We start from the raw sequence: 22,561 nt of genomic DNA, 5'->3' as shown, positions 1-22,561 counted from the left end.
CCCCGATCCGTCCACATCATGGACGCATCGGGGGTTCGCGTGCCGAGACGTCAGAGCGTCGCCGCGGCGGGATCCCAGTCCTCGGCAAGCGAGTCAGGCACGGTCACCGTGCTGGTCACCTCGACGGCGGTCCCGGAGGCTGCCGCCTCGGAGATCGCGATCATGACGTCGAGCACGTGGAAGGCGATCTCGCCGGAGGCGCGTTCGGGCTCACCCGCACGGATCGCCCGAGCCAGTTCGAGCACCCCGGTACCACGGGTGGACGTGGCTCCGACGGCCTCGATATCGCTGGCCTCCTTTGTTCCCGGCGCCCAGTAGACGGTCGGGCCGTCGAACTTGTTCGGGTCCGGCACTTCGAACGCTCCGTCGGTGCCCGTCACTTCGAGCTTCGCCCGATTGATCGTCGACTCGAAGCTGAACACCGCTTGGGCACTGGCGCCCGAGGCGAACTCAATCAATGCGCTGTGGTGCGTGGGGACGTTCACCGGGAACTCCGTTCCTGCCTTCGGACCTGACCCGATCACGCGGGTCGTACGCGCCGTCGAGTGGGTCGCGCTCACGCGGGTGACGGGTCCGAGCATGTGGACCAGCGCCGTCAGGTGGTACGGGCCGATGTCGAAGAGCGGACCTGCGCCGACGTCGAAGAGGAACTCCGGGCTCGGGTGCCAGGACTCCGGGCCCGGGTTCTGCAGCAGCACCAGCGCGTTCAGTGGGGTGCCGATGCGCCCGGAACGAATCTCTCGGAACGTGGTCTGGAGACCGGCGCCGAGCACAGTGTCCGGGGCACACGCCACGCGCAGCCCCGCGGCAGCGGCGGAATCCAGCAGCGCCCGGGCGGACGCCCGGTCCAGCGCGAGCGGCTTCTCGCTCCACTGGTGCTTACCGGCAGCCACGATCTGCTGCCCCACCTCGGCGTGCACGGCCGGGATGGTGAGGTTGACGACGATCTCCACCTGGTCGACGGCGAGCAGATCGGCCACCGTGCCGTGGCCCGGCACCCCGAACTCTTCGGCCTGGGCGCGGGCGCGCTCTACGTCGAGGTCGGCGATGAACAGAATCTCCAGGTCGCTGAAGGAGGTGAGGTTCTTCAGGTACTGCGTGCTGATCACGCCGGCGCCGATGATGCCAACGCCCACCTTCCCGCTCATGCGCGCTCCTTCAGGTAGGCCAGGCTCGTGGCGATGCCCTCGAACACGTCGCCGGCGTAGTCGTCGAACTCCACCACGCGCACGGCGTCCGGGGCGGCGGCGAGGATGGCCTCGATCGGCACCTGGCCGGCACCGGCAGGCAACTGCGCCTTGTTGTCGCGAGTGAGCGGGCCGTCCTTGACGTGCAGGAATCCGACCTGGCTCCCGAGCCGCTCGAGCAGCGCGGGGGCCGACTGGCCACCAACCTCGGCCCAGTACGTGTCCACCTCGAGCACGATCCGCTCGTCGAGCGCGGCGGCGAGGATCTCCAGCGCCGGGGTGCCGTCGATCTCGGCGAGCTCCCACCAGTGGTTGTGGTACCCGACCGTCAGGCCCTGGTCAGCGGCCTGTCCGGCGAGCTCGTTCAGGCGCGCGGCAAGAGCTTCCACACCGGCCCGGTCACTCCACTTGTCGGCGTGGATCGCGGGGTCGATCACGGTGCTGATTCCGAGTGTCGTGGCGGCGTCGAAGATCGCCGCCGGGTCCTCGGCCTCGACGAGCTTGGCGTGCCCGGACGGGATCTGCAGGCCTGAGGCGTCCTTGGCGGCCTTGTAGTCGTCGACCCGGTCGGCAAAACCGAACGCCTCGGCATTGGTGTAACCGATGTCGGCGATGCGGCGCAACGTGGCGGTCATGTCCGCGTTCATGGCGTCGCGGACGGAGTACAGCTGGACGGAGATCGGTGCTCCGGTCATGTCAGGGGGCTCCTCGATGAGACGGCTCGATACATGGGCGTGGCCCACGATACCCAGAAGCACCTCAGAAAACGAAACGTTTCGAGTGACGAGCCTTGCTGAACCGCCACGATCCGATGACATCTGTCACGGGTCGATCGTGACGGGAAGGCCCAGAAGTGGTGCGTGAGGGCACTACTGGCGGCCCACGGTCGACGAGACGCTGGACCTGTCCCTACGAGCCGGCCTACACGGCCGCACTGATCGAGAGAGAGCCCACCGTGGTCGAGTCCCTCCGCGAGTTCACCGAGAATCTGCCAGCCGTGGTCCAGTGGCTCGGCGTGCTCCTGGCGAGTGCCATCCCGTTCGTCGAGTCCTACTTCGGTTCAGTCATCGGGGTCCTGGCCGGGTTGAGCCCGTTCGTCGCGATCCCGGTGGCCATCGTCGGCAACGCCGCCTCGATGCTGGTACTCGTGCTCGGCGCGGCGAAAGCGCGCGATGCGGCCATGCGCAACCGCGAACCCGCCACCTCCCCGAAACGGGAGAAGCTCAAGCGCATGTTCGATCGATACGGCGTGGCCGGAGTGAGCCTGCTCGGTCAGACCGTGTTGCCCAGCCAGATCACGTCGGTGGCGATGGTCTCCTTCGGTGCCTCACGGAATGCGGTGATCCGTTGGCAGATCGTCTCGATCATTCTGTGGGGCGTGGCATTCGGCACGCTCGCGACCTTCGGCGTCGACCTGCTCACGACACCTGCCTGATGCCGGCGTTGGCCGGCAGTCAGGACACGGCGAGCGGAGAGCACCTGCGGACGTCATCGAGCAGCTCCCGCGCAACCTGTACGCGGTCGATACCGTCACCGGCCACGTGCAACCGCGTCACCTCCGCCACGAAGCCGCCGACTGGCACCACCCGCGCCGACCCCGCATAGAGGTGCCGCGCCGGCGGGTAGGTGCGGCGCAGTGCCCACACTGCGGCCACCGAGGCAAGGAGATAGATCTCGGCAGACGCACTGGCCTCAGCCTCCAGGCGATCGACATCCAGGAACGACTCGGCGCCATACCGGGACGGGCTGATCAGGACGACCGGGACCCCACGGTCGGCCGACTCGAGCCATTGCGCGAGCCGCACCGCGTCCTCGCGAGTCCTCACCTGCTGCACTCCACCCATAGCCCGTACGACCTGAACTGGTGCTGCTGAGCACGCCACTGCGCACGTGAATTACCTCACACCAGGAAGCGGGCATCGATCCCGAACCTTCCGCGAGCCGCACCCCATCGAGCCAACCCGGAAGCGGATGGGCGGGAGTGCTGTGGCACACCCGCCCATCCGAGCGAGCGTGGCGGCCCGGGGGAGAAGCCGCACGATCCCGCTCACGATGTACGTGCCAACAACGCCGAGATCCTCACGCACCGACTGCCGTGACGTGCGTCACAGCCACGACGGCGGCAGATTTGCCCACGTCATCGGCGAACAGGCTCCGGGCGGGCCGGCAATCATGCCGACCCGCCCGGAGGCGCACCCACGCGCGGGCCCGGGGGGAGAAACCACACGTGTGGCGCTTACCAGGTACGACCGGCACACACCGAAGTCGTCACGCCACTCTTTTGTGATCTCCGTCACAGCCTCAGAGCGCTGACTCCGTGAGCGCCGACGCCGAGGCGTGTTTCGCCCACGACAGTGTTCACCACCTGAATCGTGCTGAGACCGGACCACGCTGCGGCGTCGGCGCCGGGCATCAGGTGGAACGCAGAAGCCCCTCCCCGGTCTCCCGGGAAGGGGCTTCTGTGTCGCTGTCTCAACGAGCGCGCCCGGAGGGACTCGAACCCCCAACCTTCTGATCCGTAGTCAGATGCTCTATCCATTAAGCTACGGGCGCTTTTGGCTCATGGCCGCGTGCCACTCTACCGGTCCACGGCCCCCCTGACCAATCACTGCGTTGTCGGCCCCGTCACACACGGGCTCACCGGTACGGTGCGATCCCGTCCTCCCGTGGGTGGACATCCCGCCATCCCACCGGTGGATCCACTCACCGCACGTCGATCCCCAGGGCCGATGCGGCCGCACCGCGCTGACCACGAGAGTGACAGCTATGACCACACGCTCTCCACTCTCCGCCCATCGCCTGGTGAAGACCTACGGCACTGACGGCGTCACGACCACGGCCCTTGCCGGCGTCGATCTCACCGTTGCGCCGGGCGAGTCGATCGCCGTCATGGGGCCATCCGGGTCCGGGAAGACGACGCTGCTGCACTGCCTCGCCGGCATCCTCACCCCCACCCAGGGTGAGGTGCTCTGGGCCGGACAGGATCTCGCCTCGCTCTCCGAGTCGGCACGCACCGCACTGCGCCGCACGGACTTCGGTTTCGTGTTCCAGTCCGGCCAACTGCTCCCCGAGCTCCCCGCCGACGAGAACGCCGCACTCCCCCTGATGCTCGGCGGCATGCCCCGCCAGAGTGCCACTCAGACCGCGCAACGCTGGCTTGAGTACCTCGGTCTGGCCGGGATGGCGCAGCGCCGCCCAGGTGAGCTCTCCGGCGGGCAGGCTCAGCGCGTGGCCATTGCCCGCGCGCTGGTGGGATCCCCCGGGGTCGTGTTCGCCGACGAACCCACCGGCGCACTGGACCAGGAGACCGGGCACGAGGTGCTCCAGGTACTCACCGAGGCCACCCGAGCCACCGGCGCCGCCCTGGTGATCGTCACCCATGACCCGCAGGTCGCTCGCTGGTGCTCGCGCACCGTGCAGATGCAAGACGGACAGGTCGTGGCCGAGCACCGCCCCGAGGACCTCGTCGAGCACCCTGTACCTGCCCGACTCACCCAGCAGCTCCAGCCGGCGCCGCGCCCGTTCGACCGGGTGCCCCGATGAGGGCCGCGCTCGACATGTGGCTGCTGCTGCGCCGCCGCAGCGCCGGATCCACCGATCCCCAGCGCCTCACCAGCGTGCTCGCCGTCACGGCATTCGCCGTCACGACGGCGGTGGTGCTGGTGGTCATCGGCGGTCTGCTCGCGTTCATCGAGCGCGCCGAGCAGCCAGGGATGGAGTCCGACGGCGGCTTCTACGTCATGCTCGCGGGTACCGCCACGGTTCTGCTGATGGTGCCACTGGTCACCCTCGGCGGGGCCGCGGCACGTCTGGCCGTGGCCCGCCGCGATGAGCGGCTGGCGGCACTTCGGCTCGCCGGTGCCACGACCGGCCAGGTGTCGCTGTTGACGGTGCTGGATGCCTCCGTGCAGGCGCTCGTCGGTGCGGCGCTCGGCGCTGCCGGCCCCTTCGTACTGATTCCGTTGGTGATGCCGCTCCCGTTCCAGGACAACCCGTTCGGCTACGCCGAGCTGGTGCCGCCGTGGTGGGTGTTCGTGGCCGCGATCGGCGGCGTCACCATCGTGGCGCTGGTCTCGGCGGGAGCAAGCCTGCGGAAGGTGGCGATCACCCCGCTCGGTGTGGCAGCACGGACCAAGCCGAAGGCACTGCACTGGTCCCGGGTGCTGCCGGTGGTGGGCTTCGCGGTCGTGTTTGCCGTGCTGCTGCAGACGGGGCAGGCGGGCATCATGGTGCTCGTTCTCTTCGTGGCCGCCGGGTTCGCCATGATGAATGCGCTGGGCCCGTGGGTGATGGGTGTGATCGGCCGGGTCGCCGTGAAGCGCAGCAAGGACGCGGCCTCCCTGATCGCGGCGCGCCGCATCATCGACTCCCCACGGACTGCCTGGCGCAGCGTGGGCGGGGTGGCCCTGGCCACGTTCATCGCCGGTCTCACGGCGGCGATCGCGATGTATGGCAGCGCCGACGACGCCGACCGGATGATTGCGGATATGGCCATGGGCGGCTTCCTGACGCTGGCCATCGCCGGCGTGGTGGCCGCCGTGTCCACTGGCGTGATGCAGGCAGGGCGTGTGATCGATCAGGGGGCTGAGTACCGGGCGCTGCATCTGGCCGGTACCGACCTGCGGGTGCTGAACGCAGCACGGGTGCGCGAGACGCTGGTCCCGCTGGCGGCCGCCGTGGGACTGGCGACGGCGTGTGCCCTGCTGTTCATGGTTCCTGCCCTCGGGTTCGCGTTCCTCAGCGCTGGCCCGGTGCTGATCCAGTTCGCGCTCAGCGTGGCCGGCGCCTGCGCCCTGGTGCTGCTCGGAGTGCTCGCGTCCGGGCGGGTCGTGCGTACCGTGCTCGCCTGAGTCGGTCAGCGGGCCGCGAGCCGGCGGGCGATCGCGGCGCAGACCACGAGCTGCAGCTGGTGGAAGATGATCACCGGCACCGCGATGGTGGCGGCCGCGGCAGCAGGGAACAGCACCAGGGCCATCGGCAGACCGGTGGCCAGTGACTTCTTCGACCCGCACATCAGCAGCGCGATCCGGTCCGCCACATCGAGTCCGAGTCCCTTGCCGCCCCACCAGGTGATCAGCAGCAGCACCGTGAGGAGCAGACCGCTCACCCCGAGCAGGGCCACGAGCATGACGGCCGAGACCTCCTGCCAGACGCCGTCGGCGGTGGCCGAGGCGACCGCGGCGAACACCAGCAGAATCACGGTGCCCCGATCCAGCACCGTGGTGAGGGGCTTGTGCGACCGCACCCAGTCCCCCACCCAGGGCTGCAACACCTGGCCGATCACGAAGGGCAGCAGCAGCTGCAGCAGCACCGAGCGGATGCCGCCCATCCCGGTGGCACCGGACGAGCCCATCAGCCACAGCACCAGCAAGGGGGTGGCCACCATCCCCACCACGTTGGAGATCGTGGCCGCACTGATCGCCCCGGCCACATTCCCTCGTGCCACCGAGACGAACGCCACTGAGGCCTGCACCGTGGAGGGGAGCAGGCTCAGGTACAGCACACCGGCGGCCAGCGCAGCGCCCACGATCGGAGCGACAGCCCAGGAGATGAGCAACCCGAGCGCGGGAAAGATCAGATAGGTCGCCGCGAGGATCCCGCCCTGGAGCCGCCAATTGCGCAGCGAGCCGAGCACCTCGGTGGTGCGCAGCCGCATGCCGTAGACCAAGAACAGCAGGAAGATCGCGACGTCGCCGACGCGGCCCACCCCGTCCAATACGGGCTCAGATATCGGCAGCACCAGCCCGAGCACCAACGCGCCGAGGATGAGCAGCACGAACGGGTCGAGCCCGCGAATGACCCGCTTCACCGGGCCGGCTCGACAGAACGGTGGGGCGACGTGCGTGTGGGCATGGGCGCCAGAGTAGCCGTGCGCAGATGACGGGCGTGTGTCAGGACTTCTCGTCCCGCTCCGCCCAGGCGAGCAGCGGCTCGATCGAGTGCGCGACGGCGTCAATGCCGGCGTGCAGGTCCCCGAGACGGGCGAACCGTTCGGGCACGGTGGCGATGGTCAGCTCGCGGGGTTCGACGTCCTCGATCTCGTCCCAGCCGATCGGGGTGGAGACGGTCGCCTCGGGGTTGCCGCGCACCGAATACGCGGCGGCGATGGTGTGGTCGCGTGCGTTCTGGTTGAAGTCCACGAAGACGGCCGTCGGGTCTCTGTCCTTGCGCCACCACTCGGTCGTCACCTCGTCAGGCGCGCGCCGGGCGACCTCGTGCGCGAAGGCGAGTGCCGCCGTCCTGACCTCATCGAAGCCCCAGCGGGGATCGATCCGCACGTAGATGTGCAGGCCGGACCCGCCGGAGGTCTTCGGGTAGCCGGTGATTCCGAGCTCGTCGAGGATCTCGTGGGCGACGTGAGCGACCCGGCGCACCCGGTCGAACGGGCAGTCCGGCATCGGGTCGAGGTCGATGCGCCACTCGTCGGGCTGTTCCACGTGGTCGCGGCGGGAGTTCCAGGGGTGGAACTCCACGGTGCCCATCTGTACCGCCCAGATCACGCTCGCCGGTTCGGTCACGCACAGTTCGTCAGCGGTGCGCTTGTACCGGGGAAAGTACACCTGCACGGTCTCCACCCACGACGGCGCCCCTCGCGGCAGGCGCTTCTGGTGCACCTTCTCACCGGTCACCCCGGTGGGGTACCGGTGCAGCATGCACGGCCGCTCGCGCAGGGCGCGGGTGATGCCATCGCCGACGGCGGCGTAGTAGTGGGCAAGGTCGAGCTTGGTCTCCCCGCGGGCGGGGAACATCACCCGGTCCGGGTGGGAGATCCGGATCGTGCGGTCACCGGCGGTGAACTCGACGGCGTCGTCAGCCATACGGCCACCATAGAGAGGGCAGACCATCATGTCGGTGACTGAAGGTAGCGTGCCGACCTCACGGCAAACGACCGTAGAACGGATTCACAGAGCCATAGGATAGACAGGTCCAAAGCAGTTGCATCGGGCCCGTGCTGGCCGAGCACGCTGGAACCAGCGTGGTGGCTTTGATCCGAGCGGTTCGCATGCGACGCTCGAGACAGGAGACCCAAATGACACCCTCTCAGCACGCTGAGTTCACCTTCGTCGACCTGTTTGCCGGCATCGGCGGGTTTGCCTACGCCCTCCGCGAGTTGGGCGGGACCTGTGTCGACTCAGTGGAGATCGACCCGCGCGCAGCTCGCGTGTACGAGTGGAACCATGGCGCCGATCCGCTCGGCGACATCACGAAACGAGCAAACGACCAGGGCGTGGACGTGCCCGAACACACCGTGCTGACAGCAGGGTTCCCGTGCCAGCCCTTCTCCAAATCAGGTGCTCAACGTGGCATGGACGAGGCGCGAGGAACTCTGTTCGAGAACATCATGCATATCGTTGCGGCGCGGAGGCCACCCGTGGTGCTATTGGAGAATGTTCGCAACCTCGCTGGACCACGACACCGTCACGAGTGGGCCGTAATCGTGCAGTGCTTGCGCGAGGCCGGATATCACGTCTCATCGAGGCCCGCCATCTTCTCCCCGCACCTGCTTCCGGTCGAACAAGGCGGATCGCCACAGATCCGTGAGCGAGTCTTCATCACCGCCACGTATTGGCCCGAACGAAGCGCAGACGACCCGGCCCCTGCCGTGGTGAACAAGATGGTCCGCACAGAGCCGTGGGATCTCATGACTGAACTACCCGTGGATTCTCGCCGGTTCATCGCTGGCTGCGAGCTCACCCGCGAAGAGCGGCAGTGGATTGATGCATGGGAGAATTTCCGTGAACTGATCACCGCACGGCTACGCACCGCAGCGCCAAGCCGAGCACTCGACGAGGTACGGCTACCTGGGTTTCCGTTCTGGGTGGACTCCTGGGTGCACGAAGATCAGTTCGACCTTCCACGAGAGACACCAAGATGGAAGGAGAACTTCCTCCGCAAGAATTCAAAATTCTACACTCAGCATCAGTCAGTACTCGATCGCTGGATTGAGGCTCACGACGTACGCTCCTTCCCTGCCTCTCGGCGAAAATTCGAGTGGCAAGCTCAAACTGAGGACAGTCTCTGGAACTGCGCCATGCAACTACGCCCGTCCGGCATTCGCGCCAAGCGCATGACCCATCTTCCGGCGCTAGTCGCAATCTCTCAGACGCCGATCCTTGGCCCCCAGCAACGACGATTGTCAGTCGCCGAAGCTGCAACTCTCCAAGGTTTTCCACCCAATTTCGACTTCGGCGACCAGCCCGCTAGTGAGAGCTATAAGCAATTAGGTAACGGCGTCCACGTCGGCGTTGTACAACATGTCCTGCGTAAGCATATTGAACGAGATCTCACACGACTTCGTAAAATTGCTCCTGGGCTCGCTACCATCGTTGATGAACCAGCGAGTGTGTCCGCTCCGACGCGCGAGGCGGTCCCAGCGTGAGAGTTTGCGAGTGGCTATGAGGTACGAAAGTGCGAGGTCGAAAGCGGACGCAGTCGCCCGGATGTACTATCTCGGCAACCGCGTGGTTGAACCTCTCGGTCCGGGCAGCAAGGAAAAAAAGGCCGCATTCCTCGCGCTTGGCCAGTTTGTCGGACTCGACCTCTCCAGCGTGCCAGGGAAGTGCGAGTGCGGTCGTCTCATAGCGGAACGGGTCGGCGAAGACTGGGATGACACGTGCATCTCATCCGGTGACACCGTCACGCTGACGGGACTCAACCGCGTAGTGGACGGAGCCGTCCGGTGGCATCTCAACGAAGGTCGCCGTCCAGCACGCTCTCTTGTACGTGACCTTCAGAACCTGCACCCGGCACCTCGTTGGGACGACAACCCGGAGCAAGACATGGCCGAAGACCTGACCGAACTGAATCAGAACCTCATTGACGCTATCGCGAGCCTCATGGCCGACGGAGCGACACCACTGAGCGTCGACTCGTCGCGCTTCTTCGACGTAGACCGAGACGCAATCTCGATCTCAACGGGCACCTGGCGCAGCCCAGTTGCCGCCATCCAGGGATGGATGCACCTTCCACGCGAGATCGACGGAAGTTCTCCAGAGGTGTTCGATAGGTCACTTGGGGAGATGCTGGGCCTTGCCCCGGCGGAGGTGGGACACCCTGCGACCTTCTTCAGTAGGCTGCAAGAGCGTCTCGAGCGAGCAGGCGAACTTCGCGAGCGATTCCTCGAAGAACTCGATGACGAGGCTGAGGGGACAGTCACACTTGAAACTGCCAGTGGGAATTGGGACTCGTGGTGGAGTGACGTCGAGGAAGGCGAAGACGTCGAGACTGCCGGTCCCATACAAGCTGGCGCACATGTATGGACGATTGCGCAGTTCCGCCAGTACGCCATTGACCGCGAGATTGACCTCAATCCTTCGTACCAACGCGCGGACGTCTGGCCCACAGCCGATGCACAATTACTCGTAGAATCGGTATTGCGCGGGATCCCGCTTCCCTCTGTAATTGTCCTTAAGTGGAACACCGACGAGGGTGATCGCTACGAAATAGTAGACGGCAAACAGCGCCTTACATCCCTCTTGCGATTCACCGCCTCCCACCCGAAAGCCCTTTCGCTCGTCGCCGACAAGGCCGGCGAATGGGGCGTTGACGTCGATGAACTCCAACAGATCTTCATGACAAACTACCCGTCGTTCAAGAAGCAGTGGCGGAAGAACGAGCCGACGAACCTGACCGCGAAACGCGAAAAGGAACTCTATTTTCCCTTCCCGCTGCGCTCTGGTGAGGTCCGGTCATTGAGTGGCGAACTTGAGCAAGCGCGTGGTCGTTACTACTCAGAAATCCGGAACATAGTAATCCAGATCGGCAGCGGAAAAAAGAAGATCCGCACCCTTTTCGAAGACGTATCGAACTACCGAATCCCAGTTATCGAGTACGAAGAGGCCACGAGTCGTCAGATTCACGAAGTCTTCAGCCTCTACAACAAACAGGGAAAACATTTAAATGCCGAAGAAATTCGCAACGCCACTTACCACCACCTCGACTTCATGAGGGCAATCCTCGCAACCAGTGGCGATGCTGACGGAATCGAGCAGGTCGCCCCATTTCTTTCAAGTTCGTGGCACGATCTGAGTTCTACCGGACACGCACTTGTCGATCCATCGGGACCCTACGGCTACACTGAGGCAGGTTATAAACGGACCAAGGCACTCTCGTGGGTAGCTGCCACCCTTCTGCTGGAGGACGACCGGCTCTCATCCCGATCGACGGCTCGACACATCACAGCGCTTCTTGATCGCATTCATGCCGCCCCTGCGGACCCGCTCAGAGACACTCAGCGCGTGATCGAAGCGATGGTAATGCTCGACAAGGCCGTGGATGCCCATCAGGTGGTACCACCGGAGACGTGGGCACCAAGGTTCCGAAACGCGCGCGGCTCCGGTCGCTGGCAAGAACTCCAACTGGTGGCTTCTCTAATCGCACTGGCGGTCGCACACGTGGCACACGGCGATTCGCTGCAGGATCGACTAGAAGACGCCGTCGAGGACATTAGCGAGGCATCGCAGGGTTGGACCAGGCCGCCCAAGACCCAGTCACGCCAGCAATGGGAGTTCGTCGCTGGAGTTGTACGCGAGTTTCTTACGACCCTGAACATCGATTCCGCCTCGGTCGACAACTCCATTCGAAAGCAGTTCGGATATTCTGGCCTATGTCACCTCCTCGACCTTCCGCGGCCCACATGGTGGAATTAGAAGCCCCGTTCGGCGACGAGACCATCGAGATCGCCCAACATCCTGAGTTCGGGTGGCTAAAGACGTACGCAGCGGCACTTAGAGAATCAGCGATGGGCACCGTTAGCCAGGAGGTCGTCCTTGACGACTCTGCATACATTGGCGATCGGGCCGTTCTCCCCACTTCGGACACCCGGTGGGGTGATTCACAGATACGAACCGGTGCCGTCATGGGCGCCGTCCAATCGGGAAAAACTGCGTCGATGATCGGCGTGCTTGCGCGCGCTCTCGACAATGGTGTCAATGTTGCCGTGGTGCTAGCAGGGACGCGCACAGCACTATGGCTTCAGACGCTAGCACGCATCCATTCTCAACTTGATTCAGCGCCTCACCCCTTGAAACGCCGAATATTTCTGCCACTCCCGGGAGAGGTCGCTAACGGACCCCAGATTCGTCCGGACCGCGCATACGCCGTTCCCGCCGGTTCCGTAAAGCGGGCTCTCGAGCGCGGGCGCCCACTCATTATCGTCGCGATGAAGCAGGTCGACCACCTGCATCGACTCGGGCGGACACTCCGCGAGACGGTATATCCCAGCGCTGCGTCGGTCGGCGTGGACGTCAACCTCCTGGTGATTGACGATGAAGCCGACGATTCATCTATATCCGACGATGCGCTCCCATGGAGCTCGCCCGAACTTGAGGTCTTCAAGCAGGTCCCTCGCAGAATACTCGATCTCTGGGAACAACGGATCGATCCGGGTCACACAATCGCAGACCACGTCTTTGCCACCTACATCGCCTATACGGCGACACCCCAGGCAAATTTTCTTCAAGACCCAGATAATCCGTTGGCTCCGCGAAATTTCGTCGCCGCACTGCGAACGCCCGGAGAGCATGGAACTCCAACCCCTCGATCTCTCACGTACCGAGTACCGGAAGGACTTCCCGGTTGGTACACAGGCGCGGACGTCTACTATGGGCCGCTGAGTGACGTTCTGTGCGTAGAGACGTCCAGTGCGGATTCCGCGTCGATAGACAATGCAGACGATCCACCTCACAGCAGCGAACCGGTGGTGGATGAGTCAGTACTCGACGCAGTGCGCGCGTACCTCGTTGGCGCTGCAATCCGGCTCGAACGAGCTGGCGACAGGTTTGGCCCTGCGACGGCTCGATCTAAGGTGTTCGAAAGTCGAGACGCTGTCACCGCAGACACCTCTCCGGTCACTTCGATGCTCATCCACCCTTCGGCTGGAAAGGACGAGCACTTCGAGGTTGCACGATATTTGCGTGAATGGTGGCTCGGCGGTAGCAGTCAGGGCGAAACGGGCGCCCTTGCAGACCTCAGCGCAGACGAGAACGCATGGAGCAGCTGGCACGAATCCTACCGTGCATCGAGCGCTGCAGTACAGGCTCATTATGAGTCACTCGACACCTCTAGCACATTTCGCCGCGTCTCTATGTGGAAACGAATCAAGCAATTGCTTATCGAGGAGATAATTCCCGGTACTGCAATCGCTGTTATTAACAGTGATCCTGCCGCAGATGACAGGCCAAACTTCGAACCTGTGTCGTCTGACATGGGCTGGCTGTCGCCTCCCAACCACTCGACCATCTTCGTAGCTGGCAACGTAATGTCCCGAGGCTTGACGCTGGAGGGCTTGCTTGTCACCTTGTTTACTCGACATTCGTCCGCTCCTATGGCTGATACTCAGATGCAGATGCAGCGCTGGTTCGGATTCCGTGGATCTTACGTTGACCTATGCCGCGTATTCCTCTCGTCGAATCAATTGTCACTGTTCACACAGTTCGCGGATACCGACCACTCCCTCCGTAGCCAAGTGCTCGCAGCTATGGAGTCGACGCCCGACTCTCTCCCCGACTTCACTGTCCTCCAAGGAACGTCCTTCCGGGCGACCGGGAAGGTATCCGGTCTCAGTTCGCGACAGTTGCGACCGGGCTCGCGCCCCATGGTGCGGCATCTAAATCCGCCCGGCGCGGACGGACGCAACCTCGAGATCATGGCCTCATTCTTTGCCGACGCGCACGAGAACGGCGCTGTCAGAGGTGATCGGCGCGGGCTGGTGGCGGTCGAGGATCTCGGCCTCTTGGATGCGGCGGATCTTCTCGACTCACTTCATTACACGGACCATGGCCGATCGCTTGAGCAGGTGCAGCGCTGGGCAGCGGTGGAGACCCTGGCTGGGATCTGTTCGGACGATCCGGTGTTTCCGCTATATCGCGCCCCGCTCGTCGAAGGTGACTGCGTCGATCTCGGCCACTTCTCGCCCTACGTCATCGCTGCCTACCTGCGGTTCTGGGCGTCATGCCTAGACAGGCGAGTCCGCGGCCTAATTACTGATGAGACTCCACCGCAACGCTGGAGTCTCATCGATCTCGACGCGAAGGCAGCTAGCCAGCCACGCTTCCGTGTAGCCCTGCGATTCGGCTCTGGGCCAAGCATCGACTCAGGTCCGCTGGATCAACTGGGTCGTCATCTTAAGGTGGATATTCGTCCAATGATGAGGACTGTCGAGGGAAATTCGCTCGACGCGAGTTGGGGTTCTCGAAGAGCTACAGAAACGGGCTATGTAGGCGACGACGCGCTCGACTACACCCTGCTCGGCGAGCCACCACTTCTGAACTCCGACGGGAGTCGTCCCGAGGGCAGTCCAGGTCTGATCGTTTTCCAGCTCATCGGACGCGACGAGGATAGCGCCGCCGTGGCGGTTGGGCTTAGCATTCCGTGCGGCGGCCCAGATCACATCGAGGCTGTGAGCGCTAGCCGACGAAAAGGGGAGGGATAGTCCAAGTGTCGATCTCACCGACGTTCGAATCGTTGCGCATACTTCTGACTTCCGCGACACCGGCCAACGGTCGCCACCGCCGACGAATCAAGTGGATAGGGCCAGATCAGTCGCTCGCGATAGCGCGCAACCAACAGAACGAGTTGGAACTGTTCATCCTTGGACCCCAACTGGTTGCCCTAGATCAAAATGTGCGTGAGCGCTTGGTGCATGACACGTGGCGTGGTGAGAGAGGCGAGACATTCGCAGCGAACCGCCTCTGGCTGCCCGCAGGTGATCATTTTGATGCTGCAGCGGCAACCGTACTAATCGAGTTGCTTGACCATGGTCGAACGCACAACATGGCTGGAGCTTTCAGACGAACAGAGCCGTTGATCGCCCTCGTGCTAGATGAGGCAGCCGCTGAGAACGCAGCGCTTACCGGGTTGGCAGGCGAACTACTCGTACTCCTGGCCCTGATGCGAGCGCCGACCGCACCACCATCGCAGGCGTTGCTGGCGTGCTGGCTCGGCTCAGACCGCTCTTCGCGCGACTTTCAGTTGGGATCCGTTGGCGTCGAAGTCAAGACCTCTACAACGAGTTCGAGCCGACATCACATCGAGGGATGGTACCAAGTTGAGCCCGGCGTGGCGGCGGACGGATCTGTCGAAAGCGAACTCTACCTGCTCTCATTAGGTATCCGATGGCTTCAAACTTCGAGCGAAGGTCACAGCATCGAATCTCTAATCCAGACTATCCAGGAGTTCCTACCACAGAGCCTGAGACTTGACCTTATCCGCTGTGTTCGAGACTATGGCGACCGGAACTTTCAGATTGACGACCAAGGCAAGGTGGGACAGACTGCACTTCGCCGACCTTTCGACACGACATTTGAACGGCTCTACGACATCGCTGACGACCGCATTCGAATTCCGCGTTCCAGCGATCTCTCCTCTTTCCAAGAATTGGTCCATGATTCTGTGAAGTTTCAGATTCAATTACCTGAGCGCGTCCGCGGGGATCGCAACCCCGTGGTCGGTTTACCATCCATTGTCGCCGCGATCCTCAATCAGGCGTCCGCCTGAGGCGCCGGAAGCGTTCCAACGCGAACTGGCACGCCGTCGCTACCGAGACAACCAGGCTGTCAGACGGGGTGGCCTTGGATCGGTGGCGTGGGCCAGGCATGGGGAGACTGGCCGCCCGGGGAACAGTTGCCGGCCGTCGGTGAATCCTTCTTCGCGGCCGGTCAGTTCTTGGATCAGCCGTGCTCGCCAGGTCGTCAGGGTGTCGGCCCACGCCGGGTCGGTGGCGAGGTTGTGGGTCTCGTGCGGGTCGTGGTCGAGATCGAAGAGTTGTTCGCGCCCTGTGGCGGACATCCAGACGTATTTGCTGTGGGTGTCGGTGAGCCATTGCAGTGATTGGCCGAACATGAGGTGTTCGCCGTGCAGGTACGCGCGCACGGGTTCGCTCCCGCCACGGGTGATGTCGCGCAGGCTGTGGCCTTCGACCTGGTCCGGGGTCGGGGCCCCGGCACACTCGAGCAGGGTCGGCATGATGTCGCGCAGTTCGACGACTTCGTCGCTGACGTGGCCGGGTTTCATGCCTGGCCCGGAGATGAGCATCGGGATGCGGGCGGATCCTTCGTAGGGGTAGCCCTTGCGGAACATGTGGTGGTCGCCGAGCATCTCGCCGTGGTCGGAGATGAAGCAGATGTAGGTGTTCTCGGCCACGCCGTAATGGTCGAGCTCGGCCAGCAGGTAGGAGATCTGCTGGTCGACGTGGGTGATGTGCCCGTAGTAGCCGGCGCGGGCGCGGCGCAGCATCGTCTCATCGATCTGGGTCACCCCCGCGGACGAGTTGGCTGGGTCCTCGAACTCGGCGTAGTAGTCCTGCCAGTCCCCGGTCGGCGGATCAGGCATGGGTGCGTTCAGGTATTGCTGGAACGCCCACTCCGGTGGGTCATACGGCGGGTGCGGGGCGTTGAAGGAGGCGAACAGGAAGAATGGTTTACGCGGGTCGCGCCGGCGCAGGAAGTCAGCCGCTTGGGTGGCGACGAAGTTCGTGGGGTGGGTGTGTTCGGGTTTGTCCCACGGGCGGGCGACGTAGGAGTTGGAGTCGACACCGTGGTCGAAGTAGGTGGCGTCCCGGCCGAGCTGCTGACGTAGCCAGGGCAGGTAGTCGTCCACCAGTCCGGGGTCTTTGCCCTGCTGGCGGGCCGTGCGCACGATCCCGGTGGGGCTGTGCAGGATGACGTTCTGAAAGCCCAACTGGGTGCGTTCGGGGTAGACGTGCATCTTGCCCACCGCCTGGGTCTGGTAGCCGGCGCGGGTGAGCTCACCGGCCAGGGTGACCTCGTAGTTCCACGGCACCAGATCCTTGTACCCGACCCGCCCGTGCGAGGCGGCTGACATCCCGGTGTGCAGGGACGCCCGTGCCGGGATGCAGGTGGGCGAGGCGGAGTAGGCGTGGGTGAAGCGGGTCCCGCGGGCGGCAAGGCGATCCAGGTACGGCGTCTTGACGACGGGGTGCCCGGCCGCGCTGAGGCAGTCACCACGCCACTGGTCCACCATCAGCACCAGGATGTTCGGTTGCTCAGTCATCAACAGCTCTCCCTTTGCCGATTTCGTAGGTCTCAGACGGCGACGACGACGTCGGGCCAGGCGAGTTCGACGCCGTCATCGGTCAGGGCCTGCTGGAACGAGCGCAACTGGGCCCGGTCGGCCCGCACCTGGTGCGGGGTCGTGCCGCCGGTGATGCACCGGGCGGCGAGCAGGCCGGCGGCCTCGCCGATGTTCCACTCCACCGGGTGGAGCCGGTAGCAGCCGTTGGTGATGTGGGTGGTGCCGAGGTTCTTCGCCGCAGGGAGCAGATTGCGCACCCGGACCGGCAGCAACGCACCGAGCGGAATCTGGAACGGCAACGATCCGACATCGATGTAGTTGTCCCCACCGGTGGAGGGGTGCAGGTCGATCCGGTAGCACCCGATACCGACGGAGTCGTCGAACTGTTTCGCCCTCTTCCCCGGCCGGGACTCAGCAGCCACGTCCTGCTCGATCACCGTGTACTCGGCCACGATGCGGCGAGACTCGCGAATGTAGGGGTACTTCGCCAGACCGTGGGAGGTGTCGAACACGTCCCCGCGCAACCGCAGACCCGGCAGCCCCTTCCCGCCATCGGGGGTAGGCATCTCGGTCTGCATCCAATACATCAGGCACAGACTCATCTGCTTCGCGCCCTCGAAGTGCTCGGCGTTGTTGCCCCCGGCGTCGAACAACGGCCCGCTGACGTAGTCGACCATCGGCCAGTTCACCAGCACGATGTCACTCGGCACAGCGCCAGGGGCGAAGTTCGCCCGGGCAAGGATCCGGCGGTAACGCCACAAGTCGATCGAACCACTCGCGGCCGGTTCACCGGGCCGTTCGTCATGGTGCGGCAGCAGCACCCGGGTGATGGGTTCCAGCGTCCGCGGGTGCGGTGCGGTGAACTCGAGCATCGGACCGGGCCAGTACGGCGGCTGGAAATGGCGCCAGGAGTCATAGTCAGCCGGCTTGTCGATCGTGTGGTCCTCGCCCTCGACATAGTCGAAAGCGAAGCACCAGGTGACCGACTGCATGTTCTCCGGCTGCCGCTCGGCCGGCGCGCTGGGTTCGCCGGTGTCGGCCTGGGACTCGAAGCCGGTGACGTACTCGGTACCGGTGAGCGGGAGAAGCTCACCAGTCTCGGTAGCGTCCAGGACGTAGTCGGCGCTGATAGTGACCTGGCTACCGTCAGCGTCCTCGACCGTGACACTGGTGACAGTGTCGCCGTCGGTGGTGGCCGCGATGGGCCGGTGCCGGAGCCGCAGATCGATACGGCCTGCCGCCTGATGCGGGGCAAGCATTGCCTCCAGCACCGCCACTGCGACCCTGGGTTCAGTACACAACCGGCTCACCAGCCCGCTGCCGGGGTTCAGGTATCTGTCCGCCCGGGCGGCAGCAGTCAGCGGATAGTGGTCGCGGTAGTAGTCCCGCACACCGTCGCGGAACGCGCGATAACTCGCCGTGCACCCGAACTGCTCGATCCAGCGGTGCTCATCGACCGGCACCCCCTGAGAGGTGACCTGACCGCCCACCCATTCCGTCTCCTCAGTCAGGATCACGGTGCGACCGTGCCGGGCCGCAGCCAGGGCTGCTGCTACTCCGCCCAGCCCTGCGCCGATGACGGCGATGTCTGCGTAGATCTGGTTCATGCGGTTGCTCCTTTGGCTGGGGCCATCGTGGTCTCCTCCGGTGGGGCGCAGGGAAGGAGAATGTGCTCATCCTGGGTCGCGTGCGGGTCCCGCAGAATCTCCACCAACATCCGCGTGGCCACCCGCCCCATCTCGTTCCGGGGAATACCCATCCCGCTCCACGACACCCCCGGCCGCGGCCCGGCGGCGGTACCACGCAACACCACCACCGACACGTCCTCAGGGATCGTCAGCCCGCGAGCTCGGGTCAGCTCAGCCAACCGCGCGGCGTAGTCCTCATTCGCCGTCACGAACGCCGTCACCCCATCAGCAACAGCGCGGTCGAACCACTCCGCGCTCATCTGCTCCACCTCCAGCAGATCAACCAGGGCGGGCACGTCCGCCGCGCTGCAACCATCGCGGTAGCCGTCCTCACGATCAGCCAGCGCCTCACTGCGCCGGTCCGGACTCAGATACCCAATCCGCTCATGCCCCAGACGGACCAGACGGGCAATGATCGCGGCCGTCCCTGCCCGGTAGTCAGCACCGACCCAACGGAACTCCGCCCCCGGAACCTCACGACGGCCGATGTGCACGAACGGGTACCCCTCACCAGCGAGGCGGACGATATCGCTCACATCCTGCGCAAAACCGAGCAGAACACTGCCATCGGCCACATTCAAACGGTTCGCACCCTCGCGATAGATCCGACGCCGCCCCGTGGCGTCCTCAGTCGAGGTGAACAGCACCATGTCATACCCCTCGACCACCGCCTGCTTCTCGATACCGAGGAGGAACTCATGGAAGAAGTTCCCCTCATCAAGCGGAAAGACCGACTCGAAGGTGTGCACGCCGAGCAGGCGGTTGCGCTTGCCGCGCAAACTGCGAGCAGCGGGATTCGCGACATAGCCGAGCTCGGCCGCCGCCTCCCGGACCCGCAGTTCAGTAGCCTCCGGGATCCGATGAGCCCTCGCGCGCCCGTTCAGGACAGCAGACACGGTCCCCTGGGTGACACCGGCCAGACGCGCCACGTCTCCCTGGGTGGGAGCGTGCGATCGACCCTTGATCGGCACCAGTCAGCCTCCATGCTATTTCGTAATAGCGTCACGGTAGCAGCCCGCTACCCACCTGACCAGTTCGTCATCACGACGGGACGTGACGCCACTTCGGGCGGAGACGACCGGGCGAACACCAACAGCCGTCCACTGAGAGCTCGGCTGAGTGGGTTGGATCGCGGAGGAGGGCCTCACGCGGCGACGGCGGACGCGTCCACACGTCGCGAACGCTCCTAGTCATCCGGATCCCCCGATCTGAGACGTGATGAGGGCCCCGCCGAACAGCATGGCGGGGCCCTCATCACAAGTGGCGGAGACGGTGGTGTCCTGGTGCAGGACATCGGAATAGGGGTGTCGCACGAGATCGGCATAGGTGCCGTGGCCAGGCTCGTGGCCCATGGACAGCAAGCGACGCCTGATGGTGACCGCGGTGAACTCGGGCCAGTCTCAGTCCGCGCTCGCCCGTCATGGCGGCACCCTCCACCACATCGGCATCGGCCGAACCCACGCCCGAACCCCCGTGGTCCTGCTCATCGCCGATCTCGACATCACCATCATCAACGCCGCCACCGGCGAAATCCTGCGCCAACTCATCCTCGGCCCCACCCGCGACTACCAACCCACCGGACGACCCCCAGGACCAGCACACACCAGAAACGACAACGGACCCACGTTTCCGTAGGTCCGTTGTCGCCGATGTCGTGAGACATCACAGTGGCGGAGACGGTGGGATTTGAACCCACGGAAGGGTTGCCCCTTCACATCCTTAGCAGGGATGCGCACTAGACCAGACTATGCGACGTCTCCTCGACGCCCACCAGGATAACGGGGGGATCCCGATGATGCGAACCACATCGTCCGGTCATGCTGAAACCGTTGCTACATCGCCGATTCCAGTCGTGCCAGCCGTGCTCGCGCACCACTGACCAGTCCGGCGCCGCCCCCGGCGATCACCACGAGCGCCACCTCACGCAGCTCGAACCACGGCATCCCGACGAACGAGGCGAGGATGCCTGCGAATCCGCCGACGATCATCCCCCACCCCGCGGCGATGTTCGCGCGCTCTCGACGGCGCAGCCCGTCGGGCGACATTCGCGCACGCGTGCGGCGCTCGACGACCGTGGCGACGATGACCACGACCGCCGCGATGGACACCCCCATGAGCACCCCGACGACGCCGTGCGGACTCAACCATTCCACCCATGCATGGGCGAGGGCGGCCAGACCGGGAGCGAGCGCGACTCCGACAGCGAACCTGATTCGCTCTCGACGCTGCGGCACGCTGCATCACTCCCCTACGTGCCAGCGTACGCCCGGAGCCTCGGCGGAGGGTAAGGGATTCGAACCCTTGGTGCTGTTGAGGCACAACGGTTTTCAAGACCGTCACATTCGGCCGCTCTGTCAACCCTCCTGGTAGCCCCATTCTGGCCCAGAGTGACCGGACCGCCCAAACTGGCACGCACCGAGTGCGGGCGATCTCGCCCATATCTCAGTCGGTGAGCGAGAAGTCGCGCACTCGCGTTCGTAGGGTGGGGGGATGCGCGCCATGGTGATCTCCTCCGACGAGTCCTCGACCGACACGCTCACCTCGGCCGACATCCCCACCCCCTCCCCTGGGCCGGGCGAGGTCCTCATCGACGTGGCCGCCGCCGGGGTGAACCGCGCCGACCTGCTCCAGCTCAAAGGCATGCACCCGCCGCCCGCCGGCGCTCCGGACTGGCCGGGCCTGGAGGTCTCTGGCACGATCGCTGCCCTCAGCGAGGGGGTCACCGGGCATCGGGTCGGCGACCGCGTGTGCGCCCTTCTCGACGGCGGAGGCTACGCCGAGCAGGCCGTCGCTCGCGCAGACCTGCTGCTACCGGTTCCGGACGACATCGACCTGGTCGAGGCGGCGAGCTTCCCCGAAGCGCTCGCCACGCTCTGGTCGAACCTGTTCGCCGTGCCCGGGCTGCCCGCCACGGCCGGCCTGGACCCGCGCACCCTCGCCGGCACCACGATCCTCGTGCACGGCGGATCCGGTGGCGTGGGCACGATCGCCCTGCAGCTTCTGACTGGCCTTGGCGCCCGCGTCCTCACCACCGCCGGCGGCCCGGATCGCGCCGCCCGCTGCGCCGAGCTCGGTGCGCACCGGGCCATCGATCACCGCAGCGAGGACTTCGTCGCCATCACTCATGCCGAGACCAACGGCAATGGCGCGGACGTGGTGCTGGACGTCGTCGGGGCGAAATACCTCGCGCAGAACATCGATGCGCTGGCCCGGTTCGGGCATCTGGTGATCATTGGCATGCAGAAGGGGGCCACCGGCGAGCTCAACCTCGCCCCCGTGCTCACCCGATGGCTCTCCGTGCATGGGACCGTGCTGCGCCAGCGCCCACCCGAGCAGAAGACGGCGATCATCGCCGACGTCCGCAAGCGCGCCTGGCCGCTGGTCACCCAGGGCGGGGTGCGGCCCGTCATCCATGCCCGGGTGCCACTCGCCGAGGTGAGCGAGGCGCACCAGATGATGGCCGACGGCGAGGTGTTCGGCAAGGTGCTGCTCCTCCCCTGAGGGGAGGGCCGCCGTCGGGCACCTCGGCACCGCACACGTAGGTGCCCACCGTCGTCGGCACCCGCGCACCGGAGCGACGCCCGATGGCACCTGGCCGCGACTGGGTGCCACCATCCGTCGCGCGTGCCGCACGACACCAACGACGGATGGCAC

Annotated in this window: 17 protein-coding genes, 3 tRNA genes and 1 pseudogene; 9 read left to right on the top strand and 12 right to left on the bottom strand. The window is 65.0% G+C overall.

Annotation, left to right across the window (positions count from 1 at the left end; translation table 11 throughout):
- Nucleotides 1-50 precede the first annotated feature (50 nt).
- Together BLU77_RS16900 and BLU77_RS16895 are read right to left on the bottom strand one after the other, a co-directional pair.
- On the bottom strand, nt 51-1,148 hold the full coding sequence (locus BLU77_RS16900; RefSeq protein WP_089774204.1) for a Gfo/Idh/MocA family protein: 1,098 nt from the start codon (nt 1,146-1,148) through the stop codon (nt 51-53).
- On the bottom strand, nt 1,145-1,882 hold the full coding sequence (locus BLU77_RS16895; protein ID WP_089774203.1) for a sugar phosphate isomerase/epimerase family protein: 738 nt from the start codon (nt 1,880-1,882) through the stop codon (nt 1,145-1,147). The genes BLU77_RS16900 and BLU77_RS16895 overlap by 4 nt, the downstream gene beginning before the upstream one ends.
- 260 nt (nt 1,883-2,142) lie before the next feature.
- On the opposite strand from BLU77_RS16895, the gene BLU77_RS16890 reads away from it, so the two are divergent.
- Nucleotides 2,143-2,622 carry a hypothetical protein gene (locus BLU77_RS16890; RefSeq protein ID WP_089774202.1) on the top strand — a complete coding sequence of 160 codons (480 nt, stop codon included), beginning with the start codon at nt 2,143-2,145 and terminating at the stop codon, nt 2,620-2,622.
- 19 nt (nt 2,623-2,641) lie between these two features.
- On the opposite strand, the gene BLU77_RS16885 is transcribed toward BLU77_RS16890, so the two are convergent.
- Nucleotides 2,642-3,013, bottom strand: coding sequence for a hypothetical protein (locus BLU77_RS16885; protein WP_139177822.1), 372 nt, complete (start codon nt 3,011-3,013; stop codon nt 2,642-2,644).
- 654 nt (nt 3,014-3,667) lie between these two features.
- A tRNA-Arg gene (locus tag BLU77_RS16880) sits at nt 3,668-3,740 on the bottom strand.
- Nucleotides 3,741-3,953: 213 nt separating this feature from the next.
- Between BLU77_RS16880 and BLU77_RS16875 the strand changes: the two genes are divergently transcribed.
- Entirely contained in the window at nt 3,954-4,730 is a 777-nt protein-coding gene (locus tag BLU77_RS16875) for an ABC transporter ATP-binding protein (RefSeq protein WP_089774200.1), read from the top strand.
- Nucleotides 4,727-6,037, top strand: coding sequence for an FtsX-like permease family protein (locus BLU77_RS22200; RefSeq protein ID WP_089774199.1), 1,311 nt, complete (start codon nt 4,727-4,729; stop codon nt 6,035-6,037). Before BLU77_RS16875 ends, BLU77_RS22200 begins: the two co-directional genes overlap by 4 nt.
- A 5-nt stretch (nt 6,038-6,042) precedes the next feature.
- Here the strand turns inward: BLU77_RS22200 and BLU77_RS16865 are convergent, their stop codons facing one another.
- On the bottom strand, nt 6,043-6,996 hold the full coding sequence (locus BLU77_RS16865; RefSeq protein WP_089774198.1) for a bile acid:sodium symporter family protein: 954 nt from the start codon (nt 6,994-6,996) through the stop codon (nt 6,043-6,045).
- Nucleotides 6,997-7,078: 82 nt separating this feature from the next.
- A complete protein-coding gene (ligD, locus tag BLU77_RS16860) occupies nt 7,079-8,005 on the bottom strand; it encodes a non-homologous end-joining DNA ligase (protein ID WP_089774197.1) in 927 nt (308 codons plus the stop codon).
- Nucleotides 8,006-8,217: 212 nt separating this feature from the next.
- Between ligD and dcm the strand changes: the two genes are divergently transcribed.
- The 4 genes from dcm to BLU77_RS16840 all read left to right on the top strand — a co-directional run bounded on the left by dcm (nt 8,218) and on the right by BLU77_RS16840 (nt 15,683).
- The gene (gene dcm / locus BLU77_RS16855) at nt 8,218-9,567 is read left to right on the top strand and encodes a DNA (cytosine-5-)-methyltransferase (protein WP_089774196.1); all 1,350 of its coding nucleotides are present in this window, start codon (nt 8,218-8,220) and stop codon (nt 9,565-9,567) included.
- A gap of 61 nt (nt 9,568-9,628) precedes the next feature.
- Nucleotides 9,629-11,836, top strand: a complete 2,208-nt coding sequence (locus BLU77_RS16850) for a DUF262 domain-containing protein (protein WP_175477179.1) — start codon at nt 9,629-9,631, stop codon at nt 11,834-11,836.
- A 512-nt stretch (nt 11,837-12,348) separates the two neighbouring features.
- On the top strand, nt 12,349-14,619 hold the full coding sequence (locus BLU77_RS16845; protein ID WP_175477178.1) for a Z1 domain-containing protein: 2,271 nt from the start codon (nt 12,349-12,351) through the stop codon (nt 14,617-14,619).
- Nucleotides 14,620-14,624: 5 nt separating this feature from the next.
- Nucleotides 14,625-15,683: a PD-(D/E)XK motif protein gene (locus BLU77_RS16840; protein ID WP_175477177.1), complete on the top strand. Its 1,059-nt coding sequence runs from the start codon at nt 14,625-14,627 to the stop codon at nt 15,681-15,683.
- A gap of 39 nt (nt 15,684-15,722) precedes the next feature.
- Here BLU77_RS16840 and BLU77_RS16835 read toward each other — a convergent pair whose 3' ends face one another.
- From BLU77_RS16835 to BLU77_RS16825, 3 genes are read right to left on the bottom strand one after another with little or no spacing between them, the layout of a single operon-like run.
- Nucleotides 15,723-17,198 carry an arylsulfatase gene (locus BLU77_RS16835; RefSeq protein WP_175477176.1) on the bottom strand — a complete coding sequence of 492 codons (1,476 nt, stop codon included), beginning with the start codon at nt 17,196-17,198 and terminating at the stop codon, nt 15,723-15,725.
- Nucleotides 17,199-17,230: 32 nt separating this feature from the next.
- Nucleotides 17,231-18,826, bottom strand: a complete 1,596-nt coding sequence (locus BLU77_RS16830) for an FAD-dependent oxidoreductase (protein WP_217632491.1) — start codon at nt 18,824-18,826, stop codon at nt 17,231-17,233.
- The gene (locus tag BLU77_RS16825) at nt 18,823-19,878 is read right to left on the bottom strand and encodes a LacI family DNA-binding transcriptional regulator (RefSeq protein WP_089774192.1); all 1,056 of its coding nucleotides are present in this window, start codon (nt 19,876-19,878) and stop codon (nt 18,823-18,825) included. Before BLU77_RS16825 ends, BLU77_RS16830 begins: the two co-directional genes overlap by 4 nt.
- 445 nt (nt 19,879-20,323) lie before the next feature.
- Between BLU77_RS16825 and BLU77_RS16820 the strand changes: the two are divergent.
- Nucleotides 20,324-20,542: pseudogene (locus BLU77_RS16820) on the top strand (hypothetical protein); the annotation flags it as partial.
- 33 nt (nt 20,543-20,575) lie between these two features.
- On the opposite strand, the gene BLU77_RS16815 reads toward BLU77_RS16820, so the two are convergent.
- The 3 genes from BLU77_RS16815 to BLU77_RS16805 all read right to left on the bottom strand — a co-directional run bounded on the left by BLU77_RS16815 (nt 20,576) and on the right by BLU77_RS16805 (nt 21,271).
- A tRNA-Ser gene (locus tag BLU77_RS16815) sits at nt 20,576-20,667 on the bottom strand.
- 72 nt (nt 20,668-20,739) lie between these two features.
- The gene (locus tag BLU77_RS16810; protein WP_089774191.1) at nt 20,740-21,141 is read right to left on the bottom strand and encodes a hypothetical protein; all 402 of its coding nucleotides are present in this window, start codon (nt 21,139-21,141) and stop codon (nt 20,740-20,742) included.
- 44 nt (nt 21,142-21,185) lie between these two features.
- Nucleotides 21,186-21,271: transfer RNA gene (locus BLU77_RS16805), tRNA-Ser, on the bottom strand.
- A gap of 126 nt (nt 21,272-21,397) precedes the next feature.
- Between BLU77_RS16805 and BLU77_RS16800 the strand changes: the two genes are divergently transcribed.
- Complete coding sequence (locus tag BLU77_RS16800) at nt 21,398-22,408, top strand: NAD(P)H-quinone oxidoreductase (protein ID WP_089774190.1); 1,011 nt, start codon at nt 21,398-21,400, stop codon at nt 22,406-22,408.
- Nucleotides 22,409-22,561: the final 153 nt, after the last annotated feature.

The organism is Ruania alba, assembly GCF_900105765.1.
In the GTDB taxonomy this organism is placed as follows: domain Bacteria; phylum Actinomycetota; class Actinomycetes; order Actinomycetales; family Beutenbergiaceae; genus Ruania; species Ruania alba.
The sequence above is the reverse complement of the archived record's forward strand: the minus strand, read 5'-3'. Positions and strand labels throughout refer to the sequence as shown.